This is a genomic window from Microbacterium sp. NPDC087868, from assembly GCF_044900755.1.
GTDB classification, from domain to species: Bacteria; Actinomycetota; Actinomycetes; order Actinomycetales; family Microbacteriaceae; genus Microbacterium; species Microbacterium galbinum.
The window spans coordinates 123847-139868 of the sequence record NZ_JBJDNO010000003.1 but is presented as its reverse complement, the minus strand read 5'-3'; the positions used below and the strand labels follow the sequence as shown (position 1 = coordinate 139868).

The following is a 16022-nucleotide window of genomic DNA, read 5'->3' as shown; positions in this document are numbered from 1 at the left end:
GGGTAGTCTGGAGTGGTGACCATGGAGATCGAGCTCGGCCGAGGAAAGCGCGCGCGTCGCGCGTACACGTTCGATGACATCGCGGTGGTGCCCTCGCGGCGCACGCGCAACCCGGAGGACGTGTCGACCGCCTGGACGATCGACGCCTTCGGCTTCGGGATCCCCGTGCTGGGGGCGCCGATGGATTCCGTCGTGAGCCCGCAGACGGCGATCATGCTCGGGCAGCTCGGCGGCCTCGGCGTGCTCGACCTCGAGGGCCTGTGGACCCGGTACGAGAACCCCGAGCCGCTGCTCGCCGAGATCGCCGGCCTCGGCGACTCCCAGGCGACCGCGCGCATGCAGCAGCTGTACTCGGAGCCGATCAAGCCCGCGCTCATCACGCAGCGTCTCGCCGAGATCCGCGAGGCGGGCGTCACCGTCGCCGGTTCGCTCACGCCGCAGCGCACCCAGGAGTTCTACGACACGGTCGCCGCGGCCGGGGTCGACCTGTTCGTGATCCGTGGCACCACGGTGTCGGCGGAACACGTGTCGAGCGACGTCGAGCCCCTCAACCTCAAGAAGTTCATCTACGACCTCGACGTGCCCGTCATCGTCGGCGGCGCAGCCACCTACACGGCCGCGCTGCACCTCATGCGCACGGGCGCGGCCGGTGTGCTGGTCGGCTTCGGCGGGGGAGCGGCGTCGACCACGCGCGCGACCCTCGGCATCCACGCGCCGATGGCGACCGCCGTCTCCGACGTCGCGGCGGCGCGTCGCGACTACCTCGACGAGTCGGGCGGACGCTACGTGCACGTCATCGCCGACGGCGGCGTGGGCACCTCCGGCGACATCGTGAAGGCGCTGGCGATGGGGGCGGATGCCGTCATGCTCGGCGTCGCGCTGGCCCGCGCCACCGATGCGCCCGGTCACGGCTACCACTGGGGCCCCGAGGCCCACCACCCGAAGCTGCCGCGCGGTCGTCGCGTGCAGGTCGGAGGGATCGGCACGCTCGAGGAGATCCTGTACGGCCCCGCTCCCGTGGCCGACGGCACCGCGAACCTCATCGGTGCGCTGCGCAAGTCCATGGCGACCACCGGATACTCCGACCTCAAGGAGTTCCAGCGGGTCGAGGTCGTCCTCGCCCCGTACGAAGCCTGATCCTCCGTATCGCCGCCGTGTCGTCCGCCCCGCTGTTCCCGCCGACCCTCCGTGAGGTGATGCTGCGCGGGCGATGGATCGGCATGCTGCTGTTCTGCCTGCTGGTGGCCGGCGTGTTCGCCTGGCTCGGCCAGTGGCAGCTCGAACGTGCGATCGAGACCGACCCGCCCGAGCCGGGCGCGACGGAGCAGGTGCAACAGCTCGATGAGGTCGTGGAACCGGGGCAGTACCTTCCCGAGCCGCTCGTCGGTCAGCGGGTCGAGACCTCGGGCACCTGGGTGCCCGGCGACTTCCTCGTCGTCTCGCAGCGCTACAACGACGGCGTCGAGGGCTACTGGGTGACCGGTCAGCTGCGCGTCGCCGAGCGCACCTCGATCGCCGTCGCGATTGGATGGGCACCCGACCGCGAGAGCGCGGACGCGGCGATCGACGAGCTGAACGCCGATGACGGCGGCACCGTCGAGATCGCCGGCCGCATCATCTCCGACGAGGGACCGGTCCCGCCGCCGCACGACGAGCCCGACCGGATGAACCGGATGTCGACGGCCGCGCTGCTCAGCTTCTGGCACGACACCGACCAGCTCGACGTGTATCGGCCGTATCTCGCCGCGATCGAGGCATCCGCCGGGCTCGTCGACATCGATTCGCCTGCGCCGAACGAGATGTCGCCGGTCAACTGGCTCAACGTGTTCTACGCCGTCGAGTGGGCGATCTTCGCGGGCTTCGCCTTCTACCTCTGGTACCGCCTGGCGAAGGACGCGTGGGAGCGCGAGGTCGAGGAATTCGAGGACGCCGCCGCGGCGTCCGCCTGACACGCACACCTCGGGAATGCGGCCGTGCGCGGCCGGTGAGCAGTCGGTGACCAAACGGCGAACACCATTGAGGATGTCGGACCCTCTCCGTAGGGTCGAAGACATGCGCGCGTCCGGACACACGCTCCGGGCGCTCGCACGACAGGCCCCACAAGGGCCCGACGTCACCGAAATCCACAATGTCGAGGAGACCGTTCGCATGTCAGCCCCCCACGACGACGCCCGCACGGGAGTCGATTCGTCAGAATTCCGGAAGCGGGGGCGCACCGGCGCTCTCGCTCTGACCACCGCCGTCGCGCTGACCTTCGGGTCGCTCGCCGCGGCCCCCGCTTTCGCCGAGGAGCCCGTCGATGCCCCCGCATCGTCGAGCACCGAGACCGAGGCTCCGGCGACCCCCGCGCCGGACGACACCGCCTCCCCCGCACCGGAGGAGGCCCCGTTCACGCCGCCGGCCGCCGAGGACGAGGCGGACGACGCGGCAGCGGCGCCCGCGCCCGAAGAAGCACCGGCGGCCCCCGCGGAGGATGCCGCGGTCGCGAGCACGCCGGCCACCCACACGATCGCCGAGGTGCAGGGCACCGGCGACGTCTCTCCCGTGAACGGTCAGACCGTCACCGTCGAGGGCATCGTCACCGCCGATTACCGGACCGGCGGCTACAAGGGCATCGTGATCCAGACGCAGGGCTCCGGCGGCGCCGAGGACGCGACGCCCGGCGCCTCCGACGGCGTGTTCGTCTTCTTGAACGCCCTCGCTCCGACTCTCGAGATCGGCGACCTCGTCTCGGTCACCGGGCGGGTGAGCGAGTACTTCGGCCAGACCCAGATCTCGCCCACGGCTCTCGCGGGTGTCGAGGTCGTCACGGCCGATGCCGGTCTGCCCGAGGTCACCCCTCTCCCCGACACCGTCGTGGGCGCCGACCGCGAGCAGTACGAGAACATGCTCGTCGCCCCGGCCGGTACCTATCGTCTCGCGTCGAGCCACCAGCTCTACAACTTCGGCACGCTGTGGCTGAACGCCGGGGAAGACCTCAACGTCAAGAGCACCGAGACGACGCGTCCGGGTGATGATGCCGCCGCGATCGCGGCCGCCAACCGGGCGAACCGCATCCTGCTGGACGACGCGTGGTCTCTGCAGGTCAACAACAACAACCACCCGGGTCAGCAGCCGTACTTCACGACCGACCAGGTCGTGCGCACGGGTGACGTCGTCGACTTCAGCGACGCCGGCTACATCCTGCAGTGGGGCTTCGACGACTGGCGGCTGCAGCCGACCGTGCCGATCGACGACTCCTCGCCCGCCGAGCTCAAGGTCGGCTTCGAGCAGACCAACCCGCGCCCCGAGACAGCTCCGGACGTGGGCGGCGACGTGCAGGTCGGGTCGTTCAACGTCTTCAACTACTTCACGACGTTGAAGAGCGAGAACCCCGACGCCCGCGGCGCGGCGAATGCGGAGCAGTTCGCGATCCAGAAGTCCAAGATCGTCGCGGCGATCAACGGACTCGACGCCGACATCGTCTCGCTCATGGAGATCGAGAACTCGGTCAAGCTCGGCAAGCCGATCGACACGGCGCTCGCCGACCTCGTCGACGGGCTCAACGACGCGGCGGGCGGTGAGGTGTGGGCGTTCGTGCCGACGCCCGACGCCCTGAACGACGCGACGACGACCGACTACATCACCAACGCGATCATCTACAAGAAGGATGCCGTCTCACCGGTCGGCGACAGTGCGACCGTGACCGACGAGTCGGTGTGGGGCAACGCCCGTGAGCCGATCGCGCAGGCGTTCGACATCGACGGACGGGTCGTGACGGTCGTCGCGAACCACCTCAAGTCGAAGTCCCCGCCCACCGGCGCGGGTGCCGAGCCGGCCGACGGCCAGGGTTTCTTCAACGCCGACCGCGTGGCGCAGGCCGAGGCGATCCTCGACTTCGCCGGCGACCTCGAGCAGTCGACCGGGAGCAGCGACCTGCTGCTGATCGGCGACTTCAACGCCTACGGCAAGGAAGACCCGATCGACGTGTTCACGTCGGCGGGCTGGAGCGATCTCGTCGCCGATAAGACCGACGGACAGTACACGTACTCGTTCGACGGCGAGCTGGGTTCGCTCGACCACGTGATCGCATCGCCGTCGCTGGCCTCCTCGATCACCGGAGCCGGCGTCTGGGGCATCAACTCGCCCGAGTGGAGCGACCGCGGCTACGCGTTCGGAGCCACCGAGGCGGGTACGCCCTACCGGTCGAGCGACCACGACCCGATCATCGTCGGCGTCTCCTCGGAGATCCCGCCGGTGAGCATCGACGTCGTCACGGTGAACGACTTCCACGGACGCATCGAAGCCGACGGCGCCGCCGCCGGTGCCGCTGTGCTCGCAGGAGCCGTGCAGCAGTTCCGTTCCGAGAACCCGAACACGATCTTCGCGGGAGCGGGAGACCTGATCGGTGCATCGACGTTCACCTCGTTCATCAACGACGACAACCCCACGATCGACGCGCTCAACGCGGCCGGTCTGGATGTGAGCTCGGCGGGCAACCACGAGTTCGACCAGGGCTGGGAGGACCTGCGCGATCGCGTGCAGGAACGCGCGGACTGGGAGTACATCGCGTCGAACGTGTTCGTGACCGAGACCGGCGAGCCCGCTCTGGCCCCCGCGTGGGTCAAGGAGCTCGACGGCGTCAAGGTCGGCTTCATCGGAGCCGTCACCGAGGATCTCGACTCGCTGGTCTCCCCGGAGGGGATCGCCGACCTCGAGGTGCGCAGCATCGCCGACTCCGTGAACGCGGTGGCCGACGATCTGCGCGACGGCGACGAATCCAACGGCGAGGCCGACGTCATCATCCTGCTCGTGCACGAGGGCGCCGAGAGCACCGATGTCGCGGCGGTCACGCCCGACTCGCCGCTCGGTGAGATCGTCTACGGCGTGGACGACGATGTCGATGCGATCGTCTCGGCTCACACCCACCTCGCCTACAACCACGTCATCGACGGCCGCCCGGTCGTCTCGGCAGGGCAGTACGGCGAGAACCTGGGGCTGATGAACATCCAGGTCGACCCGACCACGAAGGACCTGATCTCGATCACCAACGAGATCAAGCCCCTCACCGCCAACGGACAGCCGCTCTACCCGGCAGTGCCCGAGGTCGCCGAGATCGTCGCGAAGGCGAAGGCCGAGGCCGACGTGCTCGGTGCGGTCGAGGTCGGGCAGATCACGGCGGACTTCAACCGGGCGCGTCAGGCGAACGGTTCGGAGAACCGCGGTGGCGAGTCGACGATCGGCAACTTCGTCGCCGATGTGCAGAAGTGGTCGACGGATGCCGACATCGCCCTGATGAACCCCGGCGGTCTGCGCGCGAACCTCGCGTACGCGTCGAGCGGGGCATCCGATCCCGACGGCAACGTCACTTATCGAGAGGCAGCGAACGTGCAACCGTTCGCCAACACGCTCGTGACGCTCACCCTGACGGGAGAGCAGCTCAAGGGCGTGCTCGAGGAGCAGTGGCAGCCCGCGGGGGCGGCGCGTCCGTTCCTGAAGCTCGGCGTCTCGGAGGGGCTCGTCTACACGTACGACCCCACGGCGGCGCAGGGAGCGCGGATCACCTCGATCACGCTCGACGGAACCCCGATCGACCCGGCGGCCGAGTACACCGTCGCGGCGAACTCGTTCCTCGCGGCGGGCGGCGACAACTTCGTCACCTTCCGAGAGGGCACCGGCAAGCGCGACACCGGCAAGATCGATCTGCAGTCGATGGTCGACTGGTTCGACGCGAACGGCACCGCGACGCCCGATCAGGCGCAGCGCGCCGTCGGCGTCACGGTCAGCCCGGCGGATGCCGACGGGTACAGCGCGGGCGATCAGGTGACCGTCGCGCTGTCGTCGCTCGCGTTCAGCGCGGGAGAGCCGGCACCGGGCGAGGTGACGCTCTCGCTGGGGGACACCCAGCTCGCCGCGGGTGCGATCGACCCGGCGATCGTCGACACGACCGACGAGGCCGGACGTGCGACGCTCACCTTCACCGTCCCCGCGGGAGCGAGCGGTGAGCAGGCGCTCACCGTCTCGGTCCCGGCGACGGGCACGACGGTTCAGGTGCCGTTCACGATCACGGGTGAGGCGGAGTTCGCCGGCACGATCGACCTGGGCTCCTCGAAGGTGACGGCAGGCAAGAAGCTGCAGATCACGGGTGAGGGTTATGCGCCGGGCGAGACGGTGACCGTGCAGCTGCGACCGAAGAAGGGCGCGCCGATCGAGGTCGGTACGATCCAGGTCGCGGGCGACGGCTCGTTCGACGGCTCGGTGACGGTTCCGAAGAACACCAAGGCCGGCGATTACACCGTCGCGGTGTCGCAGTCGGACGGAGACGAGGCCACGGCATCCGTCACCGTCAAGAAGGCGAGCACGATCGGCGGGATCATCGGCGGCATCATCGATTGGATCCTCGATCTGATCGGCGGATGGTGGTGACCCCACCCCGCTGATCGAAGCGGAGGCCGCCGGGAGCGATCCCGGCGGCCTCCGTCGTCGTTCAGGTCGCTGTCAGGTCGTCAGGGGACGAGAACCTGCACGTCGGCCTGCGCGAGGGCTGCGGCGATGTGCGGGGGCGGCGGGGCATCCGTGATCAGGTAGTCGGCCCGGTCGAGTTGCGCGATCTGCGCGAAGAACCGGCGCCCGATCTTCGAGGAGTCCGCCAGGATCGCGGTGCGCTCGGCGCGCTGCATCATCTCGGACATCATCGCGGCGTCGCCGAGGTTCGAGGCCGAGTACCCGCCCTCGTCGACGGCCCCGACGCCGATCAGCGCGAGGTCGCAGCGGATGTCGACCTCCGGGCCGCCGGGCGTCATCGTGAACGTCACGGGTCCGGTCGTCGCCTGGGTGATCGAGCGCACCGCACCGCCGAACACGTACAGGTCGCGGAACGCGGTGGGGGCGAGCTCGGCGGGGATCCGCAGGTTGTTCGTCGCGATCGTCAGATCCTGATGATTGCGAAGCGCGCGAGCGACCGCCAACGTCGTCGTTCCGGCGTTCAGCATCACCACCGAGCCGTCCTCGATCAGACCGGCGGCTATGCGGGCGATGCGTTCCTTCTCCTCGGTCTGCACGCGCATGCGCACGTCGAGGGCGCGGTCCTTGAGCGGCCCGGTCGCGGAACTCACGGCACCGCCGTGGGTGCGCACGAGCACGCCTTCGCGGTCGAGTTGATCGAGATCGCGGCGGATCGTGTCGATCGAGACGCCGAAGTGCTCGGCGAGATCGCCGACCGTGACCTGCCCCGTCTGCTCGACGTAGCTGGCGAGATCGGCCTTCCTGCCCGCGGGGAGGCGACGACGATGTGCCGGTGCGGATGTTTCCATGCAGACATCTCTAGCACACGAAAGCGACGAACACCGCAGACTTGTGCAGAAAACGGCATATCGAGTGCATGGCTGATTATCTGCGGAATATCGGCCCCCTGCGGAAGAAATCTGTAACGACATCTCCAGATTGGCGCTTGACGTCGCGGCAAATCCGGGCATAACATGGCTCAAAACCGCATGAACAAGCATTGAAGCGCGTGATGCGGCACGATCTCGAAGAGGAGAAGTGATGAGCACAGTGCGACTGGGGCAGCGACGCACCCGGAACATCGTCGGAGCCGCCGCGGCGGCCGTGACCCTTCTGGCGGTGGCGGGCTGCGCGCCCAGCACCGGCGGCGACAGCGGTGGGGATGGCGGCGACGTGACGATCGAGTTCGCCCAGTGGTGGGAGCCGGAACTGCCCGACGGCGAGTTCCGCGCCCTCATCGACGAGTTCGAGGCGGCGAACCCCGGGATCACGGTCGATCTCGTGAGCGGGCCGTACGCCTCCACCAAGGAGCAGCTGTTCGCGGGAGCCGCGTCCGGAACCATGCCCGATGTCGTCGGTCTCGACGGCGCGTGGGTCAACGACTTCGCCTCGCAGGGAGTCATCGCCGACCTCAGTGCGCTGATGGAGGAGTACGACTACGACGACAGCGAGCTCGCCAGCCAGATCCAGGTCGACGGCAGCACGTACATGATCCCGGTCGTCAACTTCGTGTATCCGATGTTCACGAACGACGCGCTCCTCGCCGAGGCCGGTGTCGACGCTCCGCCCGCCACCCGCAGCGAGTTCGCGGATGCCGCGGAGAAGGTCTCCGCCCTCGGGGGCGACGTCTCCGGGTGGGTCCTCCCGCTCTCCCTCGAAGCGCCGAACGGTGTGCAGAACGACGTCATGTCGTGGGTCTGGGCATCCGGCGGCTCGATGCTGAAGGACGGTCAGCCCGATCTCACCAACGACGACGTGACCTCCGCGGTCGAGTACATCGGCGAGCTGTGGGACGCGGGAGTGATCGCCTCCGGTTCGTTCACGATGAAGGAGCAGGACAAGGTCGAGGAGTTCACCAACGGCCGGGCCGGCATGATGATCGACTCGCTCGCGCACATCAACCTCATCCGCGAGACGAACCCCGACCTCGAGTTCTCGATCTCGGCGATCCCCGCCGAGGACGGATACGAGGGCGAACGCGGCATTCCCTACGCCTCGTGGGGCATCGGCGTGGCCGAGAACTCCGAGCACAAGGAGGCGGCGTTCAAGCTCGTCGAGTTCCTCATGAGCCAGGAGACCAACTCGACTCTGTCGACGATGGCGAAGGCCTTCCCCGGCAACTCGACCTCGGTTCCCGACTTCGTGAACGACGACGAGCTGTTCAAGACCGCGTTCGACATCTACCAGGCCGGCTACCCCGCCAACGAGTTCACCGGGCTGCCGGTGGCGGAGGAGCTGATGCGCCAGTTCGGCGAGCAGCTGCAGTCCGCACTCGACGGGCAGCAGTCGATCCCCGACGCGCTCAAGGCGGCGCAGACGTCCTGGGAAGCGGAGTTCTGAGCTCCTCGCCTCCCGCCTGAACGGGGTGCCGCATCGCCGATGATGCGGTGCGGCACCCGACCAACCTAGGAGCCCGCACCTCATGAGCCTGAGAACGACCGACGACACCGAGGTGATCGTCACCGGGGTGCCGCACTCGCGGCGCCGACGGCAACTGCGCAAGACCACCGAGTCGTACGCCTTCCTCTCGCCGACGATCATCCTGCTGTTCGTCCTGATGATCGTGCCGATCGTGATGGTGATCGGATACTCGTTCCAGGACAACGTGATCCTGAACAAGTCGCCCGAGTTCGTCGGGATCGCCAACTACGTCGAGGTCCTCTCCGACCCCCGCTTCTGGAAGGCCACCGGCAACACGATCCTGTTCACGGTCGCGAGCGTGCTGGCGCACCTGGTGCTCGGTCTCGCGTTCGCGATGATGTTGAACAGCCCGCTCCTCGGGCGGGTCTCGCGCTCGCTGTTCCGGGCCCTCTACGTTCTGCCGTGGCTGTTCACGGTCGCGGTGATCGCGGTGCTGTGGCGCATGCTTCTCGCCCCGAACGGCGTGATCAACTTCCTGCTCAACACCGACATCGAATGGCTCGCCTCTCCGCAGCTGGCGTTGGGCACCATCATCTTCATCAACATCTGGGCGGGGTACCCGTTCTTCATGGTCAGCCTGCTCGCCGGCCTCCAGGGCGTCCCGGCCGAACTGCACGAGGCGGCCACCGTCGACGGCGCTAGCAACGTGCAGCGCTTCTGGAACGTCACGATCCCGCAGCTGCGGCCGATCATCGTGAGCCTCGTGCTGCTCGACCTGATCTGGACCTCGCAGCAGTTCGCCCTCATCTGGATGACCACCGGCGGCGGTCCGATCGACGTCACGGAGGTGCTCAGCACCTTCACCTACAAGCTCGCCTTCGCCAAGTACGACTTCTCGCTCGCCGCCACCTCGGCCGTGCTCGTGCTGCTGATGTCGATGGTGCTCGCCGTGTTCTACGTCCGTCACCAGAAAGCGAGGGACTGATCATGGCGCTCACCGTCAAGAACCGCCGCGTCGTCGCGAAGGGTTCGCTGATGATCGGACTGATCATCGGAGCCGTCTTCGCCGCCGGACCCGTGCTGTGGATGCTCTCGAGCTCGTTCAAGTCCAACACCCAGATCTTCGAGCTGCCCCCGCGGCTCATCACCGACACCTTCTCGTTCGACGCGTACATCGCGATCTTCACGAACGCCGAGACGGTGCGGTTCTTCCTCAACAGCTACATCGTCGCGGGGTCGGTCACGATCCTCACCCTGATCGTCGCGATCCAGGCGGCCTACGCCTTCAGCCGCTTCGACTTCCGGGGCAAGCGCATCCTCAACGTGGTGATCGTGAGCGTGCAGGCCGTGCCGCCCATCACGCTGCTGATCCCGTACTTCGGCCTGATGGTCGGCCTCGGCCTCTACAACTCCTACGCCGGGCTGATCCTCACGTACATGGTGTTCACGCTGCCCTACGCGATCATCATGATGACCGGCTACTTCAACACCCTGCCGCGCGAGCTCGACGAGGCCGTCCGCGTCGACGGCGCGGGTTCGTTCACGGCGCTGTGGCGCATCCTCGTGCCGATCTCGGTGCCGGGCATCGTGTCGGTGGGCATCTACACGTTCATGATCGCGTGGAACGAGTACCTGTTCGCGCTGACGCTCACACGCACGATCGACATGCGCACGGTGCCCATCGGCATCCAACTCCTGATGGGGCAGCACTCCTACGAGTGGAACCAGATCATGGCCATGAGCGTGCTCGGGTCCATCCCCGTGCTCATCCTCTTCCTCTTCTTCCAGCGCTACTTCATCAGCGGCCTCACGGCCGGCTCGGTGAAGAGCTGACCGCCACCCCGCCCGGGGCCCTCGACCATCACGAAAACAGGAGAAACACGTGCTCTACACCGGAAAATCCATCCTCGACGTCGCCAACGCGCACAACTTCGCGATCCCGGCGTTCAACATCAGCGATTGGGCGATGTTCAACGGAGTCATGGACATCAGCGAGGAGAAGAACGCGCCGGTGATCATCGCGATCCACCCGGACGAGGTCTCGCACATCACGACCGACCTGATCGCGGCGATGCACTCCCGCGCGCACCGCTCGAGCGTCCCCGTGGCGATCCACTGGGACCACGGCGGCAGCTACGAGCAGATGATCACGGCGATCAAGGCCGGGTTCACCTCGGTCATGATCGACGCGTCGCTGCTGCCGTTCGACGAGAACGTCGCGCTCACGCGCAAGGTCGTCGAGGCCGCGCACGCGGTGGGCATCCAGGTCGAGGGCGAGCTGGGCACGATCGGCGCGAACGACAGCTACGGCGAGTCGGGTGCCGCGGAGATCATCTACACGAACGTCGACGACGCCGTGCGCTTCGTCGAGGAGACGGGCGTCGACAGCCTCGCGATCGCCATCGGCACCTCGCACGGGCTGTACCCCGCCGAGAAGAACCCCGAGCTGCGCCACGACCTGCTCCAGGAGATCAAGGCCGCGGTCGGCATCCCGCTCGTGCTCCACGGCGGATCGGCGAACCCGGATGCCGAACTGCGTCGCGCCGTCGAGCTGGGCATCAACAAGATCAACATCTCCAGCGACATCAAGGTCTCGTACCACAACCGCATGCGTGAGATCCTCGGCACCGACGAGCGTCTGCGTGAGCCGAACGCGATCCAGCCCGAGCCGATCGCCGCCCTGAAGGCGACCGCGGCTGAGAAGATCGAACTGTTCGGTGCGGACGGCAAAGCCGACCTGTACTGACCGGCACGGATCTCGACGGGGAGGACGATCGACGGATGGCACGTGATGTGGGCGGTCGGCTCGTGCTGGGGCTCGGCGGAACGGTCGACTTCGAACTGCGGTGGGACTCCGCCGTCGTGGGCCGGCTGGCCCGGGAGCATCGCATCCGGCGGCACGAGCTGACCGCCGCGGCGTCGATCGTCGACGAGCGCTCGCTCCTGGTGGCCGTGCTCGCGTTCGTCGCAGCCGGGACCGGGGCCGAGCGCTTCGTCGAGTCCTCCGAGGTGATCGAGCGATTCGCCGCGCACTTCGACGTGGCCGTGACGCTCGGCGGCACGGGGGTGCGGGCGGGGCTCGTGCTCGACAGCCTCGGCATCCCGAGCGTGCAGCATCTGGTGAGCATCGACGACAACGTCCGCCGTCTGCTGCCGGAGCGCGTCTCGTACGTGTCGTCGGCCGACCGCGACACCCTCGATCCGCACCTGATCGTGCAGTACCCGGTCGGGGCGCACGTGCGGCTGATCGACGGTGACATCGTCTCCCCGAGCGCGAACCGGCTGATCTTCGCGAACGACCCGCCCAATCGCGAGATGCGTCTCGCCGACGATCTGCCGGCGGCCCTGGCCGGAGCATCCGTCTTCCTGGTGTCGGGCTTCAACACCATGCAGGACCACGACCTGCTCGAGCGCCGGCTCGACGAGCTGCTCGTCGCGCTCGCGTCGCTGCCCGACGAGGCGCTGGTGTACTACGAGGACGCGGGTTTCTACACGCGGGCCTTCTCTCACACCGTCCGCGACCGGCTGCTCTCCCGCATCGATGTCTACGGCATGAACGAGGACGAACTGCAGGAGTATCTGGGCCGATCCGTCGATCTGCTCGATCCGGCCGACGTGATCGCCGCGCTCACTGAGATCGCCCGGCTGATCCCCGCCCCCGCCCTCGTCGTGCACACCCGGCACTGGGCGATCGCCGTCGGATCGGATGCCGCGCGCCACCGCGCAGCACTCGAGAGCGCTGTCCGGGTCGCGGCGACGCGCTACCGGCTCGGCGATGGATTCTCGTCGTCGGATGCCGAGGAGACGGCCGCGATGGCGCGGAACCGCCGCGGCGCCGAGCTCGTCGCCGCCGTCGAGCGCGGCATCCCCGGAGCGGTCGGCGTGCCGGCCTTCGCCCTCGATATCGCGGAGCCGACGACGATCGGTCTCGGCGATACCTTCGTCGGCGGGTTCCTGGCTGCGCACGCCGATGCGGATGCTGCGCACGCCGACGCGGATGTGAATGGAGCGCACGCCGATGTGAATGGAGCTGCCCGATGAACCCGATCGCCCTCGCCCCGAACCGACCGGCCGAGCGCTTCTACCGCGGCGGAGAGCGCCTCCGCGCGTTCCGCGGCGATCCGGGGTCCGCCCCGCGAACCCGAGGACTGGATCGGATCGGTGACGACGGTCCGCGGCGAGGAGACCCTCGGCCTCAGCACCCTGCCCGACGGGCGGCTGCTGCGCGAGGCGATCGCCGAGGATCCGATCGCCTGGCTGGGGGAGGAGCACGTCCGCCGTTGGGGTGACGACGCGCGCCTGCTCGTCAAGCTGCTCGACGCGGGGGAGCGGTTGCCGGTGCATGCGCATCCGCACGACGACTTCGCGGCCGGGCATCTCGGCCGCGCGCACGGCAAAGCCGAGGCCTGGTACATCCTCGAGGGTGGGACGGTGCACGTCGGCCTGCGGGAGGACGTGACGGCCGATGCTCTCGCCGATCTGGTCGCGCGCCAGGACGTCGCCGCGCTCCTCGGTCTGCTGCACGCGATCGAGGTCGGGCCCGGCGATGTGGTGTGGGTGCCGCCGGGGGAGCTGCACGCGATCGGCGCGGGTGTCCTCCTGCTCGAACTGCAGCAGCCCGAGGACCTCTCGATCCTGCTCGAGTGGGAGGGGTTCGCGATCGACGGCTCCGGCGAGGGGCATCTGGGTCTCGGGTTCGAGCTGGCCCTGACGGCGGTGAACCGCACCGGACGTGACCGGGCACAGCTCGACGCCCTCGTCCGCACGGCGCCGCGATCGGGGTCGGCGTTCCCGGCCGCCGCCGACGAGTACTTCCGCCTCGATCGGGTTCCGGTCGACGGAGGGCCCGTGATGCTCGATCCCGGGCTCGCGATCGTCGTCGTGGTCGATGGCGAGGTCGCTCTGGGAGGACAGGGGTTCCCCGCGGGGTCGACGGTGCTCGTTCCCGCCGCGGCATCCGAGCGCGCGCTCACGGGTCACGGTGAAGCGCTGGTCGCCCGGCCGCCCGCACAGTGAGGGCGTCGAGCGCGGGCCATCCGCGCCGGATCGAGCGGTGCGGCGCGCCGACTAGACTGGACGCATGCCCGAACCGAAAGTCGCCAGCTTTCCGGCGATCCGCGGTGCGCTGAAGTTCTACCAGATCGCGTCGATCATCACCGGAGTCATGCTGCTCCTGCTGCTGACGGAGATGGTGCTGAAGTACACGCCGATCCACCTCGAACTGTTCCTCGGAGGATCGGGCGGACCGCTCTGGTTCGCCGGCGTGCTCGCCGGAGCCGACTGCGAGTGGTGGTCGCTGTTCGCCCCCTGGACGAACTCGTGCGAGATGACCTCGCTCGGCGACGGCTTCAACGTGTCGCTGGCGATCCTCGTCGCGCACGGCTGGTTCTACGTCGTGTACCTCTTCGCGTGCTTCCGCATGTGGAGCCTGATGCGCTGGCCGTTCCCGCGCTTCATCCTGCTCGCCCTCGGCGGCGTGATCCCGCTGCTGTCGTTCTTCATGGAGGCCATCGTGGCCCGTGAAGTCAAGACCTACCTCGCCACCCGAGAGGCCTCAGAGGTCTCCGCTCCCGCCCCGGAAGGTGCCCGTTGACCGAACAGTCCGAGACCCAGCAGCGCCCCGCGCTCGTCGTCGACTTCGGCGCGCAGTACGCGCAGCTGATCGCCCGCCGCGTGCGCGAGGCCGGCGTCTACAGCGAGATCGTGCCGCATACCGCGACCGCCGCCGAGATCGCCGCCAAGAACCCGGTCGCGATCATCCTCTCCGGAGGGCCCTCGTCGGTGTACGAGGAGGGAGCGCCGCGCCTCGACCCCGCGGTGTTCGACCTCGGCGTGCCCACGCTCGGCATCTGCTACGGCTTCCAGTACATGGCCCAGACCCTGGGCGGCGAGGTCGCGAACACCGGCCTGCGCGAGTACGGGGCGACGGATGCGGTCATCACGGGTGACGGCGGAACGCTGCTCGGCGGCCAGCCCGTCGAGCAGAACGTGTGGATGAGCCACGGCGACCAGGTCGCGCGTGCTCCCGAGGGCTTCGACGTGCTCGCGACGACGGACGCGACCAAGGTCGCGGCGTTCGCGAACGAGGACCGCGGCTTCTACGGCGTGCAGTGGCACCCGGAGGTCAAACACTCCGATCACGGCCAGCGCGTGCTCGAGAACTTCCTGCACAAGGGTGCGGGCCTCGCGTCCGACTGGAACAGCGGCAACGTGATCGCCGAGCAGATCGAGCGCATCCGCGAGCAGGTGGGCGACGCCCGCGTCATCTCGGCGCTCTCCGGCGGTGTCGACTCCGCGGTCTCCACCGCGCTCGTGCACAAGGCGATCGGCGATCAGCTCACCGCCGTGTTCGTCGACCACGGGCTCCTCCGCAAGGGCGAGCGCGAGCAGGTCGAGAAGGACTACGTCGAGTCCACCGGCGTGCGTCTGATCACGGTCGACGCCGCCGACACCTTCCTCGGCCACCTGAAGGGTGTCACCGATCCCGAGGAGAAGCGCAAGATCATCGGACGCGAGTTCATCCGCGCGTTCGAGAAGGTGCAGCTCGACCTGGTCGCCGAGGCGAAGGCCTCCGGCGGTGCCCCGGTCAAGTTCCTCGTGCAGGGCACGCTCTACCCCGACGTCGTCGAGTCCGGCGGAGGCGCGGGCACGGCGAACATCAAGTCGCACCACAACGTGGGCGGTCTGCCCGACGACCTCGACTTCGAGCTGATCGAGCCGCTGCGTGCGCTGTTCAAGGACGAGGTCCGGGCGATCGGGCGCGAGCTCGGCATCCCCGAGGCGATCGTCGGCCGACAGCCGTTCCCCGGCCCCGGCCTGGGCATCCGCATCATCGGCGAGGTCACGGCCGACCGTCTGGAGATCCTCCGCGAGGCCGACGCCATCGCCCGTGAGGAGCTCACCAAGGCCGGGCTCGACCAGGAGATCTGGCAGTGCCCGGTCGTGCTCCTCGCCGACGTGCGCTCGGTGGGTGTGCAGGGCGACGGCCGCACCTACGGCCATCCGATCGTGCTGCGTCCCGTGTCGAGCGAAGACGCGATGACGGCCGACTGGACGCGCCTGCCGTACGACGTGCTCTCCAAGATCTCGAACCGCATCACCAACGGCGTGCGCGACGTCAACCGCGTCGTGCTCGACGTGACGTCGAAGCCGCCGGGGACGATCGAGTGGGAGTAGGG

The 16022-nt window shown here is 68.4% G+C and carries 12 protein-coding genes; 11 read left to right on the top strand and 1 reads right to left on the bottom strand.

Features of this window, described 5'->3' with window-relative positions; genetic code table 11:
• The first annotated feature begins 21 nt into the window (after positions 1–21).
• The 3 genes from ACI2JZ_RS10805 to ACI2JZ_RS10795 all read left to right on the top strand — a co-directional run bounded on the left by ACI2JZ_RS10805 (position 22) and on the right by ACI2JZ_RS10795 (position 6405).
• Entirely contained in the window at positions 22–1137 is a 1116-nt protein-coding gene (locus tag ACI2JZ_RS10805) for a GuaB3 family IMP dehydrogenase-related protein (RefSeq protein WP_404598113.1), read from the top strand.
• A 59-nt stretch (positions 1138–1196) separates the two neighbouring features.
• The gene (locus ACI2JZ_RS10800; RefSeq protein WP_247624719.1) at positions 1197–1949 is read left to right on the top strand and encodes an SURF1 family protein; all 753 of its coding nucleotides are present in this window, start codon (positions 1197–1199) and stop codon (positions 1947–1949) included.
• Between the two features lie 199 nt (positions 1950–2148).
• Positions 2149–6405, top strand: a complete 4257-nt coding sequence (locus ACI2JZ_RS10795; RefSeq protein ID WP_404597506.1) for an ExeM/NucH family extracellular endonuclease — start codon at positions 2149–2151, stop codon at positions 6403–6405.
• 80 nt (positions 6406–6485) lie between these two features.
• Here the strand turns inward: ACI2JZ_RS10795 and ACI2JZ_RS10790 are convergent, their stop codons facing one another.
• Entirely contained in the window at positions 6486–7292 is an 807-nt protein-coding gene (locus ACI2JZ_RS10790) for a DeoR/GlpR family DNA-binding transcription regulator (protein ID WP_404597505.1), read from the bottom strand.
• 232 nt (positions 7293–7524) lie between these two features.
• Between ACI2JZ_RS10790 and ACI2JZ_RS10785 the strand changes: the two genes are divergently transcribed.
• The 8 genes from ACI2JZ_RS10785 to guaA all read left to right on the top strand — a co-directional run bounded on the left by ACI2JZ_RS10785 (position 7525) and on the right by guaA (position 16020).
• Positions 7525–8823: a sugar ABC transporter substrate-binding protein gene (locus tag ACI2JZ_RS10785; protein ID WP_336640828.1), complete on the top strand. Its 1299-nt coding sequence runs from the start codon at positions 7525–7527 to the stop codon at positions 8821–8823.
• An 82-nt stretch (positions 8824–8905) separates the two neighbouring features.
• Positions 8906–9829, top strand: a complete 924-nt coding sequence (locus tag ACI2JZ_RS10780; protein WP_247623162.1) for a carbohydrate ABC transporter permease — start codon at positions 8906–8908, stop codon at positions 9827–9829.
• Between the two features lie 2 nt (positions 9830–9831).
• On the top strand, positions 9832–10677 hold the full coding sequence (locus ACI2JZ_RS10775) for a carbohydrate ABC transporter permease (RefSeq protein WP_247632737.1): 846 nt from the start codon (positions 9832–9834) through the stop codon (positions 10675–10677).
• A gap of 49 nt (positions 10678–10726) precedes the next feature.
• Positions 10727–11590, top strand: a complete 864-nt coding sequence (locus ACI2JZ_RS10770; RefSeq protein ID WP_336640827.1) for a ketose-bisphosphate aldolase — start codon at positions 10727–10729, stop codon at positions 11588–11590.
• A 35-nt stretch (positions 11591–11625) separates the two neighbouring features.
• Positions 11626–12885 (top strand): ADP-dependent glucokinase/phosphofructokinase, encoded by a 1260-nt coding sequence (locus ACI2JZ_RS10765; protein WP_404597504.1) that lies wholly within the window; start codon positions 11626–11628, stop codon positions 12883–12885.
• 120 nt (positions 12886–13005) lie between these two features.
• Positions 13006–13860 carry a class I mannose-6-phosphate isomerase gene (locus tag ACI2JZ_RS10760; RefSeq protein WP_404597503.1) on the top strand — a complete coding sequence of 285 codons (855 nt, stop codon included), beginning with the start codon at positions 13006–13008 and terminating at the stop codon, positions 13858–13860.
• 64 nt (positions 13861–13924) lie between these two features.
• Positions 13925–14437 carry a DUF3817 domain-containing protein gene (locus tag ACI2JZ_RS10755; protein ID WP_247623157.1) on the top strand — a complete coding sequence of 171 codons (513 nt, stop codon included), beginning with the start codon at positions 13925–13927 and terminating at the stop codon, positions 14435–14437.
• Entirely contained in the window at positions 14434–16020 is a 1587-nt protein-coding gene (gene guaA, locus ACI2JZ_RS10750; protein ID WP_247623156.1) for a glutamine-hydrolyzing GMP synthase, read from the top strand. Before ACI2JZ_RS10755 ends, guaA begins: the two co-directional genes overlap by 4 nt.
• The last annotated feature ends 2 nt before the right edge of the window (positions 16021–16022 follow it).